We start from the raw sequence: 15,749 nt of genomic DNA, 5'->3' as shown, positions 1-15,749 counted from the left end.
GATAATGAGCGGGCTATATAACGCCGGGCGCCGCTAAACCCTAGGGGTCATTTGCCGATACAGAACTGGGAGAAGACAGCGCCCAATATATCTTCAACACCCACTGTGCCAATCACGGCCCCAAGCTGGCGCAATGCCATGCGGACATCCTCCGCTGCCAGTTCAGCGCCGATGTCATCTTCCAGCAGCTGACGCGCCTGTATCAGACTTGCGAGGCCCGCGCTCAGCTTTTCACGGTGTCGCGCGCGCGTGATGACCGGGGCTTCCACGGAAGCCGCGCGCTGGGAGATGAAACTTCCAATCCAGGACTCCAGTGTGTCGACACCCTCACCGGTCGCAGCCGAGACGGGCAGGGCGCCATCCGGTGCCAGAGCAGCCGGTCTTTGGTCGGCCTTATTGAAGACCACAATGTCCTGTTGATCCACTGGCCCGGCCGGCGGTTCCGGATTGGCGCCATCAATCACGTGAATGCGAAGGTCTGCTTCGCGCGCAGCACGCTCCGCCCGGCGCACGCCTTCAGCTTCCACCACGTCAGCTGTTTCCCGCAGACCCGCCGTATCTGCCAGCCAGACAACCTGGCCGCCCAGCACAAGCCGGACCTCAACAACATCCCGGGTCGTGCCGGCAATGTCAGTTACGATCGCGGCTTCCCGGCGGGCGATCCGATTCAGCAGGGAAGACTTGCCGGCATTTGGTGGGCCGACAATCGCGACACGGAATCCATCCCGGATCTTTTCACCGATACCCCGATCGCCAAGCGCGTCTTCCAGCTCCGCGATAATCAGATCCAGCTTGTTGAGGATTGGCCTGATCGTATCCTCGGGTGTGTCGCCCTCATCCGGAAAATCGACCATGACCTCGATCAGCGCCAACACGCCTGTCAGCTCCGCGCGCCAGCGGTCATAGGTTTCCGTGAGGCCGCCGGTCAGCTGGCGCAGAGCCTGGGCTTTTTGCGCCTCGGTCTCAGCTTCGATAATATCGGCGACACCTTCCGCCTCAGTCAGATCCAGCTTGCCGGCTTCGAAAGCCCGGCGCGTGAACTCTCCGGGCTCAGCAAGACGCACGCCGGGATGCCGTGTCAGCGTATCTAGTGAGTGTTTGATCACAGCTGGGCCGCCATGGAGGTAGAGCTCCAGCGTGTCTTCCCCTGTGTAGGAATGCGGCCCCGGCATGAAGAGGGCGAGGCCCTCATCAATCAGGTCCCCGTCATCATCCCGGAATTTAGTGAGCGTCGCGTGGCGCGGTTCCGGCAGGCCACATTCGAGCAAGGCGCCGGCGATCTTCCAGACGCGATCACCTGACAAACGCAGGATGCAAATTGCAGCCGGGGGCTGGCCCGAAGCGAGGGCGCAGATTGTATCGCGCTCGCTCATGGCCTCGCGCCTTCCGTCAGTTCTTCATCGCTTCGAAGAATTCATCGTTTGTCTTCGTCTGGCGCAGCTTGTCGATCAGGAAGTCGATGGCATCGTTCGTCCCCATCGGTCCCAGGATGCGGCGCAGGATGTAGATCTTGGACAGCTGATCCTGTGGCGTGATGAGTTCTTCTTTCCGCGTACCGGACTTCATGATGTCGATGGCCGGGAAAGTCCGTTTGTCGGCGATCTTCCGGTCGAGCACGACTTCGGAGTTACCGGTGCCTTTGAATTCCTCGAAGATGACTTCGTCCATCCGGCTGCCGGTATCGATCAGGGCCGTGGCGACGATGGTCAGCGAGCCGCCGTTCTCGACGTTCCGCGCGGCACCGAAGAAACGCTTCGGGCGCTGCAGGGCGTTGGCATCCACACCACCGGTCAGAACTTTGCCGGAGGAGGGGACCGTCGTGTTGTAGGCACGGCCAAGGCGCGTGATCGAGTCGAGCAGGATGACCACGTCGCGCTTGTGCTCGACAAGGCGTTTTGCTTTCTCGATCACCATTTCGGCGACCTGAACGTGACGCGTCGCCGGTTCGTCAAAGGTGGAAGCAACAACTTCGCCCTTCACCGTCCGGCGCATGTCCGTCACTTCTTCCGGACGTTCATCGATCAAGAGAACGATCAGGTAGCATTCCGGATGGTTCTCTTCGATGGCTGAGGCGATGTTCTGCAGCAGCACGGTTTTACCCGTCCGCGGGGGGGCGACGATCAGGGCACGCTGGCCTTTGCCGATCGGAGCCACAATGTCGATGACGCGGCCGGAACGGTCTTTCCGGGTCGGGTCCTGACTTTCCATGCGCAGGCGCTCTTCCGGATAAAGCGGCGTGAGGTTGTCGAAATGGACTTTCTTGTTCGCCTTGTCCGGCTCTTCGAAATTGATCCGCGAAACGTCGGTCAGGGCGAAGTAACGCTCATTATCCTGCGGCGCGATGATTGGGCCTTCCACCGTATCGCCTGTGCGGATGTTGCCCTTTTTCAGGACTTCCGGGCTGACATAGATGTCGTCCGGGCCGGGCAGGTAGTTGGATTCCGGCGAACGCAGGAAACCGAAGCCGTCCGTCAGAACTTCCAGCACGCCCTGGCCGGTAATCTCCACTTCGCTATCGGCCAGCTCCTTCAGGATCGCGAACAGCATGTCCTGCGTCCGCATCGAGGAGGCGTTTTCGACTTCCAGTTCTTCTGCGTATGCGAGCAGCTCTTCCGGGGACTTCGCTTTGAGTTCGCGAAGAGTCACGCTGGTGACGTTGTCGAGCATCGAAGAGGCCATGCCGATGGATTCCAATTGTAGGGGTCTGCGGGAGACGGGTTTTGGGAGGCCCGGGCAACGAAAACGCGTCGCAAGGCACAAGGACTGTGCACCGGATTGCGAGGCTTATGAGCTCACAAGGCCTTGTTCGTCAAGAGTTCCCGCGCAACCAGCCCGTTCAGAACGGCCGGACCAGAACCATGATGACAACGACAATCATCATCAGGAACGGCACTTCATTCAGCATCCGCAGGGTACGCGCAGACACCTTCGACGTGCCCCGGTCAATGCGCTTGCCGACATAGACATAATAACCGTGCATGGCAGTGATGAGCGTCACGAAGAGCAGCTTCACATGCATCCAGGGCTCAGACAGCAGGGATGGGTTCATCCACAGCATCAGCCCGCCAAATACCCAGATCAGGATGATGGACGGATTCATCACGATCAGGCGCAGCTTGTTAGCCGCGGACTTCATCGTCTCGAACAGGGGCTCGCCCGGCTGACTTGCCAGTTGGTGGATCTTGTAACGCGGATAGATCATCAAACTCGACATCGTGGCGATGACGAAGATCACATGCGCAGCCTTGATCCAGTTATAGAGCATCTCGCCGAAGTTCCTCAGGATTGCGGATTGATTGCCTGGCCGGCTTTTCTGACCGGCTGTTTGTGCGGACATCCGCTGAACTCGTGTGGGCAGAGCCGGTCACCTCCACACGAACGCATCGGCGTTTTCATGCCAAGCGCTTCGATGGTTTCATTTGCCAACATCGAAATAAATTCCGGATGAATGCCAAGCGCTTCGACACGCGTGTAGCTTGCCGCACCATGTTCTTCGGCAACGAGGCGGTACTCTTCACCAAGTTCGACCAGGGTTTCGATATGCTCCGACACGAAAGCGATCGGCGCGATCAGGATATTCTTACCCTCTTTGGATTTCTCCGCGATCACTTCTTCGGTTGGCGGGCCGATCCATTTCAACGGACCAACGCGGGACTGGTAACAGGCGGTGACTTCCCAGTCGCGCGGCACGCGGCCTGTGATCATCTCTGCCATGGTCTCGCATTGCCATTGATACGGATCGCCATCCTTGACGATTTTTTCCGGCAGGCCATGCGCCGACAGTAGCAAAGACACGTTTTCCGGCTGGCCTGCTTTTTTCCAGGCCTGCATGATCCGGTCGACATGGGCCGAGACGAAGCTTTCCTCGAAGGGATAGCAGCAAATGGTGCGGACTGGTTCCTTGTAGGCCTTTTTCCAGGCGGTCAGAGAAGACCCCGTCGTTGTCGTGGAAAACTGAGGGTAGAGCGGCAACAGGATAACTTCGTCCGCGCCCCAAGCTTTCACATCCTTTGCGGCCTGTTCGGTAAAGGGGTGCCAGTAGCGCATGGCAATGAAGCAGCGCACCTCATCATCCGGCAAACGTTTCGACAGCTCCGCCTGAAGCGCTTCAGCCTGTTGCTCCGTTTCCGGCAACAGGGGAGACCCGCCGCCCGCATCCATCATCGCGTAATTCTTGATGACACTCGGTGCCCGGGTCCGCGAAATCAGCCGCGCCAGGAACCAGCGGATTGGCAGGGGTGCTGTGATAATCGCCGGATCGCGGAACAGGTTTTTCAGGAACGGCCGGACGGACTCCGCCTTATCCGGTCCACCCAGATTGAACAGCACAACGGCAACCTTCCGGCCCATACTCAACCTTCCCGCAGAATCTTCAGAACGCGCTCGACATTTACGATTGGCGTCTCCGGTCGGATGCCATGGCCGAGATTGAAGATATGGGGACGGCCGGAATAGGCAGCCATCAATTCCCGCACACGCGCTTCCATCCGCGGCCCGCCTTCTATCAGCAGCAGCGGGTCGAGATGACCCTGAACCGGCATATCCGGCGGCAGAACCGAATTTACAAACGAGGGAACTGCTGCCGTATCGAGCCCGACTGCGGTCACGCCGGTTTCCTTTGCATACGGTTCCAGCATGACACCGGCGCCCCGCGGGAATCCGATGACGGGAACAGTCACGCCCCTCGCGCGAAGACCGGCAACAAGTTTCTGCGTCGGCGCGATGATGACTTCGCGGAAGATATTGTCCGGAAGGCCTTCGGCCCAGCTGTCGAACAGCATGAGCGCTTCGGCACCTGCCTCAACCTGACGGGCAAGATATTCCACCGTCGCCTCGCTGACCTTGTCCATGACAGCGGCAAGATCTTCCGGCCGGCCATGAGCCCAGCGCCAGGCATCGGACTTGTCCGTCTTTCCGCGCCCTTCGATGGCATACAGGCTGACTGTCCAGGGCGATCCGGCAAATCCAATCAGTGTGGTTTCCGCTGGCAAGCCTTCGCGCACCCGTGAAACAGTTTCATAAACCGGAGACAGTCTGTCAGCAGCTTTAACGGCCGGCACGCGGTCCAGATCGGCCGGTCCTGAAACCTGTTCCACCAGCGGGCCGACACCTTTTTCAAATTTGACGTCCAGACCCATCGCATCGAGCACCAGCAGGATGTCTGCAAAGAGAATAGCCCCATCCATGCCATACCGCCGGACAGGCTGAAGCGTCGCTTCAGCTGCCATGGAGGGTGTGTAGCAGAAATCTAGGAAGTTCTTGGCCCGGGACCGAAGCTCGAGATATTCGGGAAGATGGCGCCCAGCCTGGCGCATCATCCATACCGGAGGCCTTTCAAGGCGCTCACCACCGAGAACCTTAAGCAGTTTTTTCGATCCATCGGCGCCCATGGCAATTTTCCCAAAAACAAAAAACAAGCCCGTCAGGGCGCTTATGACTATTAGACAGTGAGTCCTTGGGAAAAAGGGTGATGTGCGGATTTGTCCAGAGAATTCCACACAGGAGTCACAGGTTGGCGGACAGGGTTAAGCGGGTCTTAACGCCCGGGATTCAATAGTTAACCAAACGTAAATGGTCTTGCTGGAGTCACAAGATGGAACGGAAGGTGATTCCGCGGAGTCGGATTCCTCTGCCTGTGGGATTTTTGTGATTCCAGCGGGACAAAAAGCGCTATCCACAGGCGAGTCACAGGTCTTGTGAAATCGCCGAACCTCGGCAACACAGTGAGACCATGACTCGGTCCCTTCGCCCCAGCATCTATTTCAACGTTCACCTTGTGTCGGATTCGACAGGGGAGACGCTGAACGCCATCCAGCGCGCTGCCTGCGCCCAGTTCGAAAATGTGCAGGCACTGGAGCACAATTATTACTTGGTCCGCTCTGAACGCCAGCTGGAACGGGTGATGCGGGAAATCGAGGCTGCGCCAGGTGTTGTCTGGTACACGATTTCCGACGAAGCCCTGCGCGGCAGGCTGGAATCCTTTTGCCGTGAGAAGGGCATTCCGACACTGCCCGTGCTGGACGCATCCATTGCCATGCTCAGCCGCCACCTTGGCATTTCTGCTAACCAGAAAGTCGCAGGCCAGCATGCGCTGGACGATGATTATTTCGAGCGGATGGAAGCGATCAATTTCACGCTCGCCCATGATGACGGGCAGAATGTCGAAAGCCTGACCGGGGCCGATGTTATTTTGCTGGGTGTCAGCCGCACATCGAAGACGCCGACCTGTGTATATCTCGCCAACCGGAAAGTTCGTGCCGGGAACATCCCGCTCGTCCCGGGTGTGCCGCTGCCGCCGCATATCGAGAAAATGGGCGATAAGGGCCCGATGATTGTAGGCCTCAAGATCAGCGCCGAACGGCTGGTCCAGATCCGCCGCGCGCGCCTGATTTCCCTGAACCAGGATGAGCACACAATCTATGCCGACGAGGATGCTGTGCGCGATGAGGTCACACAGGCCAACCGCCTGTTCCAGCGAAACAAGTGGCGCACGATTGATGTCTCCCGACGCTCTGTCGAGGAAACGGCAGCTGCCATCCTCAACCTGCTCAACGAACGCCGGGGACACATATGACTCTAAACGTGATCCTTGCTTCCGGCAGCGAAAGCCGGCGACGCTTGCTGACATCAGCAGGGGTGGAAGCGGAAGCTGTGCGCCCGAATGTCGATGAAGATGCCATGAAAGCGGGCCTGCGCGCTGAAGGCCTGCCGGTGCGGGATCAGGCCATGCGCCTGGCTGAGCTGAAAGCGGTCAAGATTTCACAGCGCCGGCCGGGCCTTGTGATCGGCGGCGACCAGATGCTGGCCCTTGGTGACGAGGCGTTCGACAAACCGAAAGACCTGGAGGGCGCGCGGGATCATTTGCGCAAATTGTCCGGCAAGGCGCACACTCTGGAAACGGCCATCGTCGTCTGTGAAAACGGCGAGCCGGTCTGGCGTCACCTGGCGCGTCCAAAACTGACCATGCGTCCGCTCAGCGAAGACTTTATCGAACAATACGTCGAGCAAGTCGGGGATCCGCTGCTCTCGACAGTCGGCGCCTATCAATTGGAAGGACTGGGTGCGCAGCTTTTCAACAAGATCGAGGGGGATTATTTCTCTATCCTCGGCCTGCCTTTGTTGCCATTGCTGGACTACTTCCGCATCCGGGGAGTTCTGCCATCATGACCTGGCTGCTAGGCGTCATCGGCGATCCGGTATCGCATTCGCTGTCCCCCGTGATCCACAAGATGTGGATCCGTGAGCATGGCTTCGATGCAACATATGAAGCCCTCCAGGTTGAGCGGGGCGGTCTTGAGAACGCGCTTGAAACATTGTCAGAGCGCGATGCACTTGGTTTCAACATTACTCTTCCGCACAAGGAAGACGCGCTGTCCCTGGCAGAGGAGAGCAGCGACATCGCCCGCCGCATTGGAGCTGCAAATACACTGGTCCGCCGGGAGCAGGGGGGCTGGCGCGCTGAAAATACCGATGCGCCAGGCTTTGTTCGCAGCTTGCTGGACGCAGGAATCGAAGTCGCCGGTAGCCGCGTCACCCTACTGGGAGCCGGAGGGTCCGCGCGCGCCGTAGCCGTCAGCCTGATGGACCTCCGCGCGGAAATCACCATCGCCAACCGCACCGAGGAAAGAGCAAAAGCCCTCGTTGCCGAAACGGGGATCACCGCTGTAATCTGTTCCCTCAAACAGGGCATTTCTGAAGCCGCAACGGCAGATGTGGTGATCAACACGCTCAGCCTCGGACATTCCGGTGAGAGTCTGGAACTGCCACAGGCAACGGGTCAGTACTTCTACGACATTTCCTATGGAAAGCCTGCTGCGGCGATCCGCGAGGAAGCCCTGAAGAAGGACTGGCAACCGATGGACGGACTCGGCATGCTGGTTGCGCAGGCGGCGTACAGTTTCGAACACTGGTTCGGTGTTTTACCGGATACGAAGGACGCGCTCGCTCATTGCCGTAAACTCGTGGAGGCCACAACGTGATTATCCTTGGCCTGACGGGTTCCATCGGCATGGGAAAATCTGCAACTGCCACCCTGTTCCGGGACGAGGGCGTGCCTGTGTATGATGCGGATGCAGCCGTGCATCAGCTCTATGAAAAGGGCGGCGCAGCTGTGGATCCCGTCGAAGCAGCATTTCCCGGTGTCAAAGTGGATGGTGCCATCGACCGCACGCGTCTCCGCGAACGTGTCCTGAACGATGCAGCCGCCATGAAGCAGCTTGAAGGCATCGTCCATCCGCTGGCTGGCGCCGCCCAGCAAGACTTCCGGGAAGCGGCACGCAAATCCGGTGCAACCTTTGCGGTGCTGGATATTCCGCTCCTGTATGAAACCGGCGGGTCCGGCTATTGCGACTATGTCCTGGTGGTTAGCGCACCGCCGGACGTGCAACGCCAGCGCGTGCTGTCCAGACCTGGTGTCACTGAGGAGACCTTCAAGGCCATCCTCGCCCGTCAGGTGCCGGATGCAGAAAAGCGGGCGAAAGCGGACTTTATCCTGTCGACTGCGCATGGGTTTGAGTTTGCACGCGACCATGTTCGCGCCATAGTGGCCCTGATGAATCGCAAGGCCGCAGGGGATAATGCATGAGCCAGATCCGCGAGATTGCTTTCGATACCGAGACCACGGGCCTCAGACCGGAAGAGGGCGATCGCATCATCGAGCTCGGCGCGGTGGAGATGATCAATCACATCCCGTCAGGCCGCACGTTCCGGACGCTGATAAATCCTGGCCGGCAAGTGTCTGCCGACACCGTCCGCATCACCGGCATCACGGATGACGACCTGAAAGACGCGCCGCCTTTCGAAGCACCGGAAGTCATTGATGCTTTTCTGGAGTTTATTGGGGATGCCACGCTGGTCGCTCACAATGCGGGCTTCGACCGGTCCTTCCTGAACATGGAACTCGGCCGGTGCGGACGCGCCCCGATACCGGATGAACGCTGGGTCGATACAGCAGCCATGGCCCGCCGCAAATTTCCGGGTGCGCCGGCCAGCCTCGATGCCTTGTGTAAACGGTTCGACATTTCGCTGGAAAGCCGGACATTCCACGGCGCTCTGCTCGACAGCCAGCTTCTGGCAGCGGTCTATCTTGAGCTTCTGGGTGGCCGGGCCCGGGCCTTCTCGTTCGAGACGGTGGTGGAAACGGAAGTCGTCGAAGAAATCATGCCGGCGCGCCAGCGGCCGAAACCGCTTGGTTCCCGTCTGACCGAAGACGAAAAGGCCGCCCACGAAGCCTTCGTGAGCGGCCTTGGTGATGAGGCTTTCTGGAAGCGTTACGCGTCCTGAACCGGCGGCGTCTGGCCGGAGGCGGCAGCAGCTTCCTGCGCCCGCCGGTATTGCTGCTGGTAAAGTTGCACAAAATCCACCGGGTCGATCAGCAGCGGCGGGAAACCGCCTTCGCGCGTGATCTCCGCCACGATGCGGCGGGCAAACGGGAACAGCAGGCGCGGGCATTCAATCAGCAGCAGCGGTTCAAGCTGCGCTTGCGGTACGTTCTGCAGCTGGAACAGGCCAGCATAGTCCAGTTCGGTGATGAACAGCACGGTTCCGTCTGAAACGGCCTTGGCGGACAGCTTCAGGGACACTTCGTAAATCCCGTTGCCATCGGCATGCGGTGTTGCGCCGACATCGATGCCAAGATCGATATTTGGCTGGGACTGAACAGGCGTGTGTCCCGGATTTTCGAAGGAAAGATCCTTCACATACTGGCCGAGGACGCGCAGACCCGCCGGGGTCGCGCCGTTCTGGCCTTCATTTGGTGCCTGCGGGGCACTTGTATCGGTCATGTCTACCTCCCAACTCTACCCGGCGGGCGCTAGCATGCGGCCCCTTAACGCGCAATGATCACTGGCACTTCCGGCTTGTCGGCCCTATCTTGGGGGCTGAGTGAACACGAACGCAAGGACACGCCACCACCAATGGACCCCGTGATGGAAGTCATGATCCTGGCAGCTGTTGCGCTGTTTGTCCTGTCGCGCCTGTATTTCGCGCTCGGCAAGGGCGACAATGACAACCCTGTCAGCCGCCCGACTCCGGCGACAGCTGGCGATGATGCGACCAACAAGGCCAAACCGCGCGACGAGGCCATGGCCCATGCCGACAAGCCGATCTTTACCGGTCCGGCCGCTGGCGGGCTGGAAGAAATTTACAATGCTGATCGCAGCTTCAGCACGCCTGATTTCATGAGAGGCGCCCGCGCAGCCTATGAAATCATCGTTTCTGCCTTCGCCCGCGGCGACCGAGACAAGCTTCGCCCCATGCTGGACGATGATGTCTATGAGGCCTGGGATGCAGCGATTGCAGCCCGCGAACCGGATCAGCCCGCCTTCGAACTGCTCAGAATCCGAAAAGCCGAAATCGAAAGCGCTGATCTGGATGGGGACATTGCGCGCGTTGCCGTCCGCTATGAAGCGGAACTCGGCGATGGGGAGATGGTGCGTACGGCCAAGGAAATCTGGACCTTCATGCGCAATGTCCGTGCAGATGATCCGAACTGGATTCTCGACGACGTCGAAGTCGCCAATTAGCGCCTGATCTGAAAACATTTCCGGGTGACACTTCCACGGGAAGCACGCCATAAAGCGTGCATGTGGTCGCGCTTTCGTTCGTTTGTCCTTCTGCTTCTGCTGGCCGCTTGCCAGTCCCAGCCCGCACCCATCAAAGTCATTCAGCCTACTGGCCCTGAAGTACTGCAACCGCTGCCTCCGGCGGCTCCACCGAAACTGCCCGCCTGGGAAACACTGGCGGAATTTTCAGATTTGCCGAACTGGTCTTCCGTCAGACTTGAAGCGGCGGTCAGTGCGTTCAAGCGGTCGTGCGAGAAATTCTCGGCGCTTGAAATCACTGCCCCGCTTTCGTCGGCAGCGCCCTGGGCCGGCCGCGTCGAGGACTGGGCAGAACCCTGCGGCGCACTCTCGGCCGCGCGCAGCGATGAAGATGCCCGCGCCTTGATGGAGCAGGTGTTCGTGCCGGTCGAGGTGGTTCCGCCGGACGGCTCGCGGAAATTCACCGGCTATTTCGAACCGACCTATGAAGCGCGCCGCACGCCAACCCCGCCCTTTACGGAGCCAGTCCCGGCTTTGCCGGCAGACCTGATCCCCAACAATGGCAAACCCCTTCAGCGCCTTCCGAACGGCACAACCCGGCCCTATCCCGCACGGGCCCAGATCACGACATCGGGCGTTCAGGCAATTGCCTATGCGCATCCGGCGGATGTGTTCTTCCTGCAGATCCAGGGCTCCGGCCGGCTGACCTTTCCGGATGGAACGACCATGCGGGCCGTCTACGCCGCCCATAATGGCCACAAATTCGTATCGACAGCCAATTGGCTGATCCGTACCGGGCGCATTACCCGCGGGGAGGCGAGCATGCAGGGTATCCGTGCCTGGATGAACCGGGCGGGTCCGGCTGAAACCCGGATGGCGATGAATCAGAATCCCCGCTTTGTCTTCTTTAATGCCGAGGTGGAAGGCGATCCCTCACTCGGGCCAGCTGGTGCGGAAGGCGTTCCGTTGACGCCGCTGGGTTCCATGGCTGTGGACACCAGTCTTCATCCCCTTGGCGTGCCGATGTTTGTTCAGACCACAGCGCCGGGGCTGGGCGGTGACTGGTCCGGATTGCTGGTCGCTCAGGACACCGGCGGCGCCATCAAGGGTGCGGTACGCGGGGATATTTATTTCGGGACAGGGCCTCAAGCAGGCGAGCGGGCTGGAACGATGAATGCGCCTGGACGGCTGTGGGTTTTCCTCCCGCGCGCTGTAGCCGCCCGGATTCGGAACGAGGGGTATGCCGGTCTCGACATGGCGCCGCCTGCACCGTAAGGGGCGGACATGAGCCACCGACGTCTCACTCCCGACGAAGCCCGCGCCTGGGCCCGCGTTGCGCGGACGGTAAAGCCCATCGGTCCGAAGACGGAAGAGATAGAGACGTTCATCGACGCGCTCGAACATGGCGAGCCGGTCCTCCGCCACGGTAAGGGAAAACCGGCTGCCCCCGCGCCACACGTGCCTGTTCCCAAACCCTCAAAAACGCCGGCACCGCCGCAGAACCGGGCCAATGAGAAACGCGTGCGCCGGGGCAAGCTGGAACTGGCGGGCCGGTTCGACCTGCATGGCCACACGCAGATCAGCGCGGATGCGGCGTTGCCGGACTTCCTGAAGCGCAAACAGGCAGAAGGCGCGCGCTGCGTGTTGATCATCACCGGCAAAGGGAAGGGCGGGGAAGGTGTGCTCCGCCGGAATTTCCTGCGCTGGCTGGAGATGCCGGCCGCCCGCGCGCTGGTCTCCGGCTATTCCGAAGCCCATCCGCGCCATGGCGGCTCCGGCGCCTGGTATGTTTTCCTGAGAACCAGCGGCTGAAGCTTTCCGCCAGCACCTTAACCCGGACTGGCCCTGGCCATCCGGTTACAGAACGTTCTGACCCCTCGAAGAGGGCCACAGCGCAGCGGGCGCCGTGGCGCTCCGCCTGGTGTGAATAAAGGCTACGGAGTGGAGCGTTACCGCCCGCCGCGCCGATTGGAGATTTCGCTATCCGCCGACACGTCCGCCGTTTCATGCCCGGATGCACCTGGCATGCCCGGCCGGCCCAGCAAGAGGGTAAGCCCTCAAACCGGATCCGCCATAACGGGACCGGCCTTGGTAGGTGGTATTTCCCTTCACCCCCGTCGAGACCGGAATCGCTAGACTTGCCCCCGGCCGTTACCCCGGCAGCAAACCAATCTCTCCAATCCTCCTCAAGGCAAACCGAACGGTACCGGCCCGGCCCCCGCCCCGGGGAGACGTGCAGGATGGCCGGGCGGGGATGTGGGGTGGATAGAGAACCCGCTCGACGTGTTATCCCGGAAAGCCCGAAGGACTTATCCGGGACCTTGTGGCTGGTGCGCCCACAGCAGGACCGGGTCCCGGATATTTGCTGCGCAAATTCCGGGATGACACGGGAAGGGTGGGGGAGAGGCCTTGTCCTCTCCCCGCGTATATTCCCAGACGGCGCCGTCATTGGGTTTAAAAAAGCCGGCACCCGAAGAGCGCCGGCTTTGTTTTTGAGCGGATGTGTCCGGATCAGCTGAAGTCGCGGAATACGTCGTCTGCGGAGACGTCCTTCTTCGCGGCGTCTTCTTCGGACGTGTCATAGGCGTCCGGATCGTCCTGTGCCGGGGCGAGGCCCGGGCCTTCAGTGCGCAGGGCTTTTTCAGCTTCCATCTTGCGGCGCTTCTCAGCCGATTTCGCGATCACTTCATCGAGCTCGATCTGCGTGCAGAGGCCGAGCGTTACCGGGTCGACCGGGCGGATGTTCGGCGAGTTCCAGTGGCTCTTGTCTCGCACATTGTTGATGGTCGACTTGGTGGTGCCGATCAGTTTGGAGATCTGCGCATCGGAGACTTCCGGGTGGTTGCGGATGAACCAGGCCACGGCATCCGGCTTGTCCTGGCGGCGGATCACCGGCGTGTAGCGGCTGCCCTTGCGCTTCGGTTGCGGGATGTGGGCGATTTTCGACTCGGCCACTTTCAGCCGGTAGCCTTCATCGGCTTCGCCGCGCTGGATTTCCTCGCGGGAGAGGATGCCGCCGGCGATCGGGTCGACGCCGCGCATGTTCTCGGCGACGTCGCCATCGGCGATGCCTTTGACTTCAAGATGATGCAGGCCGCAGAAATCCGCGATCTGGGCAAAGGTGAGGCTGGTATTGTCGAGCAGCCAGACGGCTGTGGCCTTCGGCATGAGGACTTCGGACATGAGGCTCTCCCTGTTGTTTTTACGCCGCCTGAAATGCAGCCGCCCGGCACGTCGTGCCGGGCGGTCGGGGTCAGGCGCGTGCTGAACCTTGCCTGTTTCTATAGTACAGCTGCCCTGTATTGGAAAGGCACCAGCCACAGGGGCCTGTAAATTGGGCCTTTTTTACCAGGACAGCAGGATTTTGCCGGAATGCGTGCCGGAGGCCATCAGCTGATGGGCCTGCTCGGCGTCTGCTGCCGGGTAGACTTTCTGCAGAACCGGTATGATCGTGCCGCTGGTGACGTGCGGCCAGAAATCGGCCTCTACCGCGTCGCGGATACGCTTTTTCTCCGGCAGCGGCCGGGCGCGCAGCGTGGTGGCTGCCAGCGTCAGGCGTTTCATGAGGACCGGGGCAAAATTGACGTTCGCCTGAAAGCCGTTCTGGTAGGCGATGTTGATGATGCGCCCATCCGGATTGGCCGCCGAGATGTTTTTCTGGATGTAGTCGCCGCCGACCATGTCGAGCGTGACGTCTGCGCCGCCCTCGGCCTTCACGATCTCAACAAAGTCTTCCGTCTTGTAATTGATCGCGCGGGTGGCGCCGAGGCTGCTGGCCAGCTGGCATTTCGCGTCCGTCCCGGCGGTGGCGAAGATTTTCGCGGCACCCGCTGCTTTTGCCATCTGGATCGCCATCACGCCGATGCCGGATGTGCCGCCATGACAGAGGAAATTCTCTCCGGCTTTCAGGCCGACCCGGTCGAACACATTGGCCCAGACCGTCATCATGGCTTCCGGCAGGCAGGCCGCCTGATCGAGGCCCATGCCTTCCGGCACCGGGAAGAGGGAGCCTTCATCGACAGCGACATATTCGGCATAGCCGCCGCCTGCGAGCAGACCGCAAACCTTGTCGCCCGCTTTCCAGCGCGTCACGCCGCTGCCGACGGCTTCGACCGTGCCGGAAATCTCCAGGCCGAGGATGGTGGAGGCGCCGGGCGGCGGGGGGTAGGCCCCGGCCCGCTGGACGAGATCAGCCCGGTTGAGGCCGGAAAAGGCCGTTCTGACCAGAACCTCGTTTGCGCCGGGTTCCGGCTTTGGCAGGTCCGCCAGGTACAGCGGCCCGTCCTTCTCGATTTCGACGGCTTTCATCGTCTCGCCCATATGCATGACTCCCGTGTTGAGGAGTCGCATGTAAGACCTGTTTCTGCTTTGATGAACCCCAACAGACTGATCGGGAGGCGATGATGGCAATTTCGGATGAAGAGCCGATCCTCGTAAACACACCGCAGACGCTGGAGCAGATGTCGGTGGAAGAGCTGGAAGTGCGCATTGCGCAGCTGAAAGACGGGATCGCCGCCTGTGAACGGGAAATCGAGAAAAAGCGCGCCCAGAAAGCAGCCGCCGATGCGCTGTTTGGTGGCGGCGGGGATTAAGCGGACATAAACATCGCCATGGTAAAGCAGGTGTTGGTGTCCAGAGCATCAGGGACAGATTTATGGCAGCGGAACAGTCGCAGGGCGAAGGCATGAGCATGTCGGACGGGTTCACCGGCGGCAAGCTGTTCGATACCGTCTTCACGCGCGGCATGGCGCTGGTGGAGGAAACGGCCACCTATCTGGACGGGCCGGGCCGCGAACACGCCAAGACGCTGGACCGGGAACCGGGGCTGACCTATGCCGCCTGGAGCATGGAGCTGACGACGCGCCTGATGCAGGCGGCGAGCTGGCTGGTCATGCAGAAGGCCGTGCGCGATGGTGAGATGAAGCGCGATGACGCTGCCGCCAAGAAATACCGCATACGGAGAGAGGATCCGCCGCTCGACGTGAAGGCGCAGGAGGGCAGGGGCCTGCCGGCGCGCTTCCTGGAACTGGTGGACCGTTCAGAAGCGCTGTTCGAGCAGATCTGCCGTCTGGACGAGGCGCTTTATGGGGCACGGGCGAAGACGCCCGGTGAAAACCCCGTCTCCGAACAGATTGCACAGCTCCAGAAGGCTGCGGAAACCGGCGCCTTCGATCCGCTGATGGTGTGGAACCGGGGGCGCTAGGCGCC

At 60.6% G+C, this 15,749-nt stretch carries 18 protein-coding genes; 10 read left to right on the top strand and 8 right to left on the bottom strand.

The window, feature by feature from the left end:
* Window positions 1-47 precede the first annotated feature (47 nt).
* The 5 genes from mnmE to hemE all read right to left on the bottom strand — a co-directional run bounded on the left by mnmE (window position 48) and on the right by hemE (window position 5,390).
* The gene (mnmE, locus tag HJA_RS09420) at window positions 48-1,373 is read right to left on the bottom strand and encodes a tRNA uridine-5-carboxymethylaminomethyl(34) synthesis GTPase MnmE (RefSeq protein ID WP_035581379.1); all 1,326 of its coding nucleotides are present in this window, start codon (window positions 1,371-1,373) and stop codon (window positions 48-50) included.
* Between the two features lie 16 nt (window positions 1,374-1,389).
* Window positions 1,390-2,679: a transcription termination factor Rho gene (rho, locus tag HJA_RS09415; RefSeq protein ID WP_321439451.1), complete on the bottom strand. Its 1,290-nt coding sequence runs from the start codon at window positions 2,677-2,679 to the stop codon at window positions 1,390-1,392.
* 157 nt (window positions 2,680-2,836) lie between these two features.
* The gene (locus tag HJA_RS09410) at window positions 2,837-3,265 is read right to left on the bottom strand and encodes a CopD family protein (protein WP_035581377.1); all 429 of its coding nucleotides are present in this window, start codon (window positions 3,263-3,265) and stop codon (window positions 2,837-2,839) included.
* Window positions 3,266-3,279: 14 nt separating this feature from the next.
* Window positions 3,280-4,350, bottom strand: coding sequence for a ferrochelatase (gene hemH, locus HJA_RS09405; protein ID WP_035581375.1), 1,071 nt, complete (start codon window positions 4,348-4,350; stop codon window positions 3,280-3,282).
* 2 nt (window positions 4,351-4,352) lie between these two features.
* Complete coding sequence (gene hemE, locus HJA_RS09400) at window positions 4,353-5,390, bottom strand: uroporphyrinogen decarboxylase (RefSeq protein ID WP_035581373.1); 1,038 nt, start codon at window positions 5,388-5,390, stop codon at window positions 4,353-4,355.
* 341 nt (window positions 5,391-5,731) lie between these two features.
* On the opposite strand from hemE, the gene HJA_RS09395 reads away from it, so the two are divergent.
* The 5 genes from HJA_RS09395 to dnaQ are packed head-to-tail and all read left to right on the top strand — an operon-like array spanning window position 5,732 to window position 9,282.
* On the top strand, window positions 5,732-6,574 hold the full coding sequence (locus tag HJA_RS09395) for a pyruvate, water dikinase regulatory protein (RefSeq protein ID WP_035581371.1): 843 nt from the start codon (window positions 5,732-5,734) through the stop codon (window positions 6,572-6,574).
* On the top strand, window positions 6,571-7,167 hold the full coding sequence (locus HJA_RS09390) for a Maf family protein (protein WP_035581370.1): 597 nt from the start codon (window positions 6,571-6,573) through the stop codon (window positions 7,165-7,167). The genes HJA_RS09395 and HJA_RS09390 overlap by 4 nt, the downstream gene beginning before the upstream one ends.
* Window positions 7,164-7,979 (top strand): shikimate dehydrogenase, encoded by an 816-nt coding sequence (gene aroE, locus HJA_RS09385; protein WP_051597549.1) that lies wholly within the window; start codon window positions 7,164-7,166, stop codon window positions 7,977-7,979. Before HJA_RS09390 ends, aroE begins: the two co-directional genes overlap by 4 nt.
* Complete coding sequence (gene coaE / locus HJA_RS09380) at window positions 7,976-8,584, top strand: dephospho-CoA kinase (protein WP_035581368.1); 609 nt, start codon at window positions 7,976-7,978, stop codon at window positions 8,582-8,584. The genes aroE and coaE overlap by 4 nt, the downstream gene beginning before the upstream one ends.
* A 5-nt stretch (window positions 8,585-8,589) precedes the next feature.
* Entirely contained in the window at window positions 8,590-9,282 is a 693-nt protein-coding gene (gene dnaQ / locus HJA_RS09375; RefSeq protein WP_051597576.1) for a DNA polymerase III subunit epsilon, read from the top strand.
* Here dnaQ and secB read toward each other — a convergent pair.
* Window positions 9,270-9,782 carry a protein-export chaperone SecB gene (gene secB / locus HJA_RS09370; RefSeq protein ID WP_035581364.1) on the bottom strand — a complete coding sequence of 171 codons (513 nt, stop codon included), beginning with the start codon at window positions 9,780-9,782 and terminating at the stop codon, window positions 9,270-9,272. The genes dnaQ and secB overlap by 13 nt on opposite strands.
* Before the next feature lie 132 nt (window positions 9,783-9,914).
* Between secB and HJA_RS09365 the strand changes: the two genes are divergently transcribed.
* From HJA_RS09365 to HJA_RS09355, 3 genes are all read left to right on the top strand, one after another.
* Entirely contained in the window at window positions 9,915-10,523 is a 609-nt protein-coding gene (locus HJA_RS09365; RefSeq protein ID WP_035581363.1) for a Tim44/TimA family putative adaptor protein, read from the top strand.
* A 231-nt stretch (window positions 10,524-10,754) separates the two neighbouring features.
* Complete coding sequence (gene mltA / locus HJA_RS09360) at window positions 10,755-11,816, top strand: murein transglycosylase A (protein WP_241764335.1); 1,062 nt, start codon at window positions 10,755-10,757, stop codon at window positions 11,814-11,816.
* Window positions 11,817-11,825: 9 nt separating this feature from the next.
* Entirely contained in the window at window positions 11,826-12,353 is a 528-nt protein-coding gene (locus tag HJA_RS09355) for a Smr/MutS family protein (protein WP_035581358.1), read from the top strand.
* A gap of 699 nt (window positions 12,354-13,052) precedes the next feature.
* On the opposite strand, the gene HJA_RS09350 is transcribed toward HJA_RS09355, so the two are convergent.
* Window positions 13,053-13,724, bottom strand: coding sequence for a DUF1013 domain-containing protein (locus HJA_RS09350; RefSeq protein ID WP_035581356.1), 672 nt, complete (start codon window positions 13,722-13,724; stop codon window positions 13,053-13,055).
* A gap of 162 nt (window positions 13,725-13,886) precedes the next feature.
* Window positions 13,887-14,891, bottom strand: a complete 1,005-nt coding sequence (locus HJA_RS09345; protein ID WP_241764334.1) for an NAD(P)H-quinone oxidoreductase — start codon at window positions 14,889-14,891, stop codon at window positions 13,887-13,889.
* A 53-nt stretch (window positions 14,892-14,944) separates the two neighbouring features.
* Here HJA_RS09345 and HJA_RS09340 point away from each other — a divergent pair, with 53 nt between their 5' ends.
* Window positions 14,945-15,133: a DUF1192 domain-containing protein gene (locus HJA_RS09340; RefSeq protein ID WP_206741704.1), complete on the top strand. Its 189-nt coding sequence runs from the start codon at window positions 14,945-14,947 to the stop codon at window positions 15,131-15,133.
* A gap of 62 nt (window positions 15,134-15,195) precedes the next feature.
* The gene (gene rcdA, locus HJA_RS09335) at window positions 15,196-15,744 is read left to right on the top strand and encodes a protease adaptor protein RcdA (protein WP_035581349.1); all 549 of its coding nucleotides are present in this window, start codon (window positions 15,196-15,198) and stop codon (window positions 15,742-15,744) included.
* Window positions 15,745-15,749: the final 5 nt, after the last annotated feature.

The organism is Hyphomonas jannaschiana VP2 (genome assembly GCF_000685215.1).
Taxonomy (GTDB): domain Bacteria; phylum Pseudomonadota; class Alphaproteobacteria; order Caulobacterales; family Hyphomonadaceae; genus Hyphomonas; species Hyphomonas jannaschiana.
Note: the sequence above shows the minus strand (reverse complement) of the source record. Positions and strands in the feature narration are given on the sequence as shown.

Bases quoted from the DNA above. Each gene is read 5' to 3' on its own strand.
- mnmE (WP_035581379.1), bottom strand. From the start codon at position 1,373: ATGAGCGAGCGCGATACAATCTGCGCCCTCGCTTCGGGCCAGCCCCCG.
- rho (WP_321439451.1), bottom strand. From the start codon at position 2,679: ATGGCCTCTTCGATGCTCGACAACGTCACCAGCGTGACTCTTCGCGAA.
- HJA_RS09410 (WP_035581377.1), bottom strand. From the start codon at position 3,265: ATGCTCTATAACTGGATCAAGGCTGCGCATGTGATCTTCGTCATCGCC.
- hemH (WP_035581375.1), bottom strand. From the start codon at position 4,350: ATGGGCCGGAAGGTTGCCGTTGTGCTGTTCAATCTGGGTGGACCGGAT.
- hemE (WP_035581373.1), bottom strand. From the start codon at position 5,390: ATGGGCGCCGATGGATCGAAAAAACTGCTTAAGGTTCTCGGTGGTGAG.
- HJA_RS09395 (WP_035581371.1), top strand. From the start codon at position 5,732: ATGACTCGGTCCCTTCGCCCCAGCATCTATTTCAACGTTCACCTTGTG.
- HJA_RS09390 (WP_035581370.1), top strand. From the start codon at position 6,571: ATGACTCTAAACGTGATCCTTGCTTCCGGCAGCGAAAGCCGGCGACGC.
- aroE (WP_051597549.1), top strand. From the start codon at position 7,164: ATGACCTGGCTGCTAGGCGTCATCGGCGATCCGGTATCGCATTCGCTG.
- secB (WP_035581364.1), bottom strand. From the start codon at position 9,782: ATGACCGATACAAGTGCCCCGCAGGCACCAAATGAAGGCCAGAACGGC.
- HJA_RS09365 (WP_035581363.1), top strand. From the start codon at position 9,915: ATGGACCCCGTGATGGAAGTCATGATCCTGGCAGCTGTTGCGCTGTTT.
- HJA_RS09355 (WP_035581358.1), top strand. From the start codon at position 11,826: ATGAGCCACCGACGTCTCACTCCCGACGAAGCCCGCGCCTGGGCCCGC.
- HJA_RS09350 (WP_035581356.1), bottom strand. From the start codon at position 13,724: ATGTCCGAAGTCCTCATGCCGAAGGCCACAGCCGTCTGGCTGCTCGAC.
- HJA_RS09345 (WP_241764334.1), bottom strand. From the start codon at position 14,891: ATGCGACTCCTCAACACGGGAGTCATGCATATGGGCGAGACGATGAAA.
- HJA_RS09340 (WP_206741704.1), top strand. From the start codon at position 14,945: ATGGCAATTTCGGATGAAGAGCCGATCCTCGTAAACACACCGCAGACG.
- rcdA (WP_035581349.1), top strand. From the start codon at position 15,196: ATGGCAGCGGAACAGTCGCAGGGCGAAGGCATGAGCATGTCGGACGGG.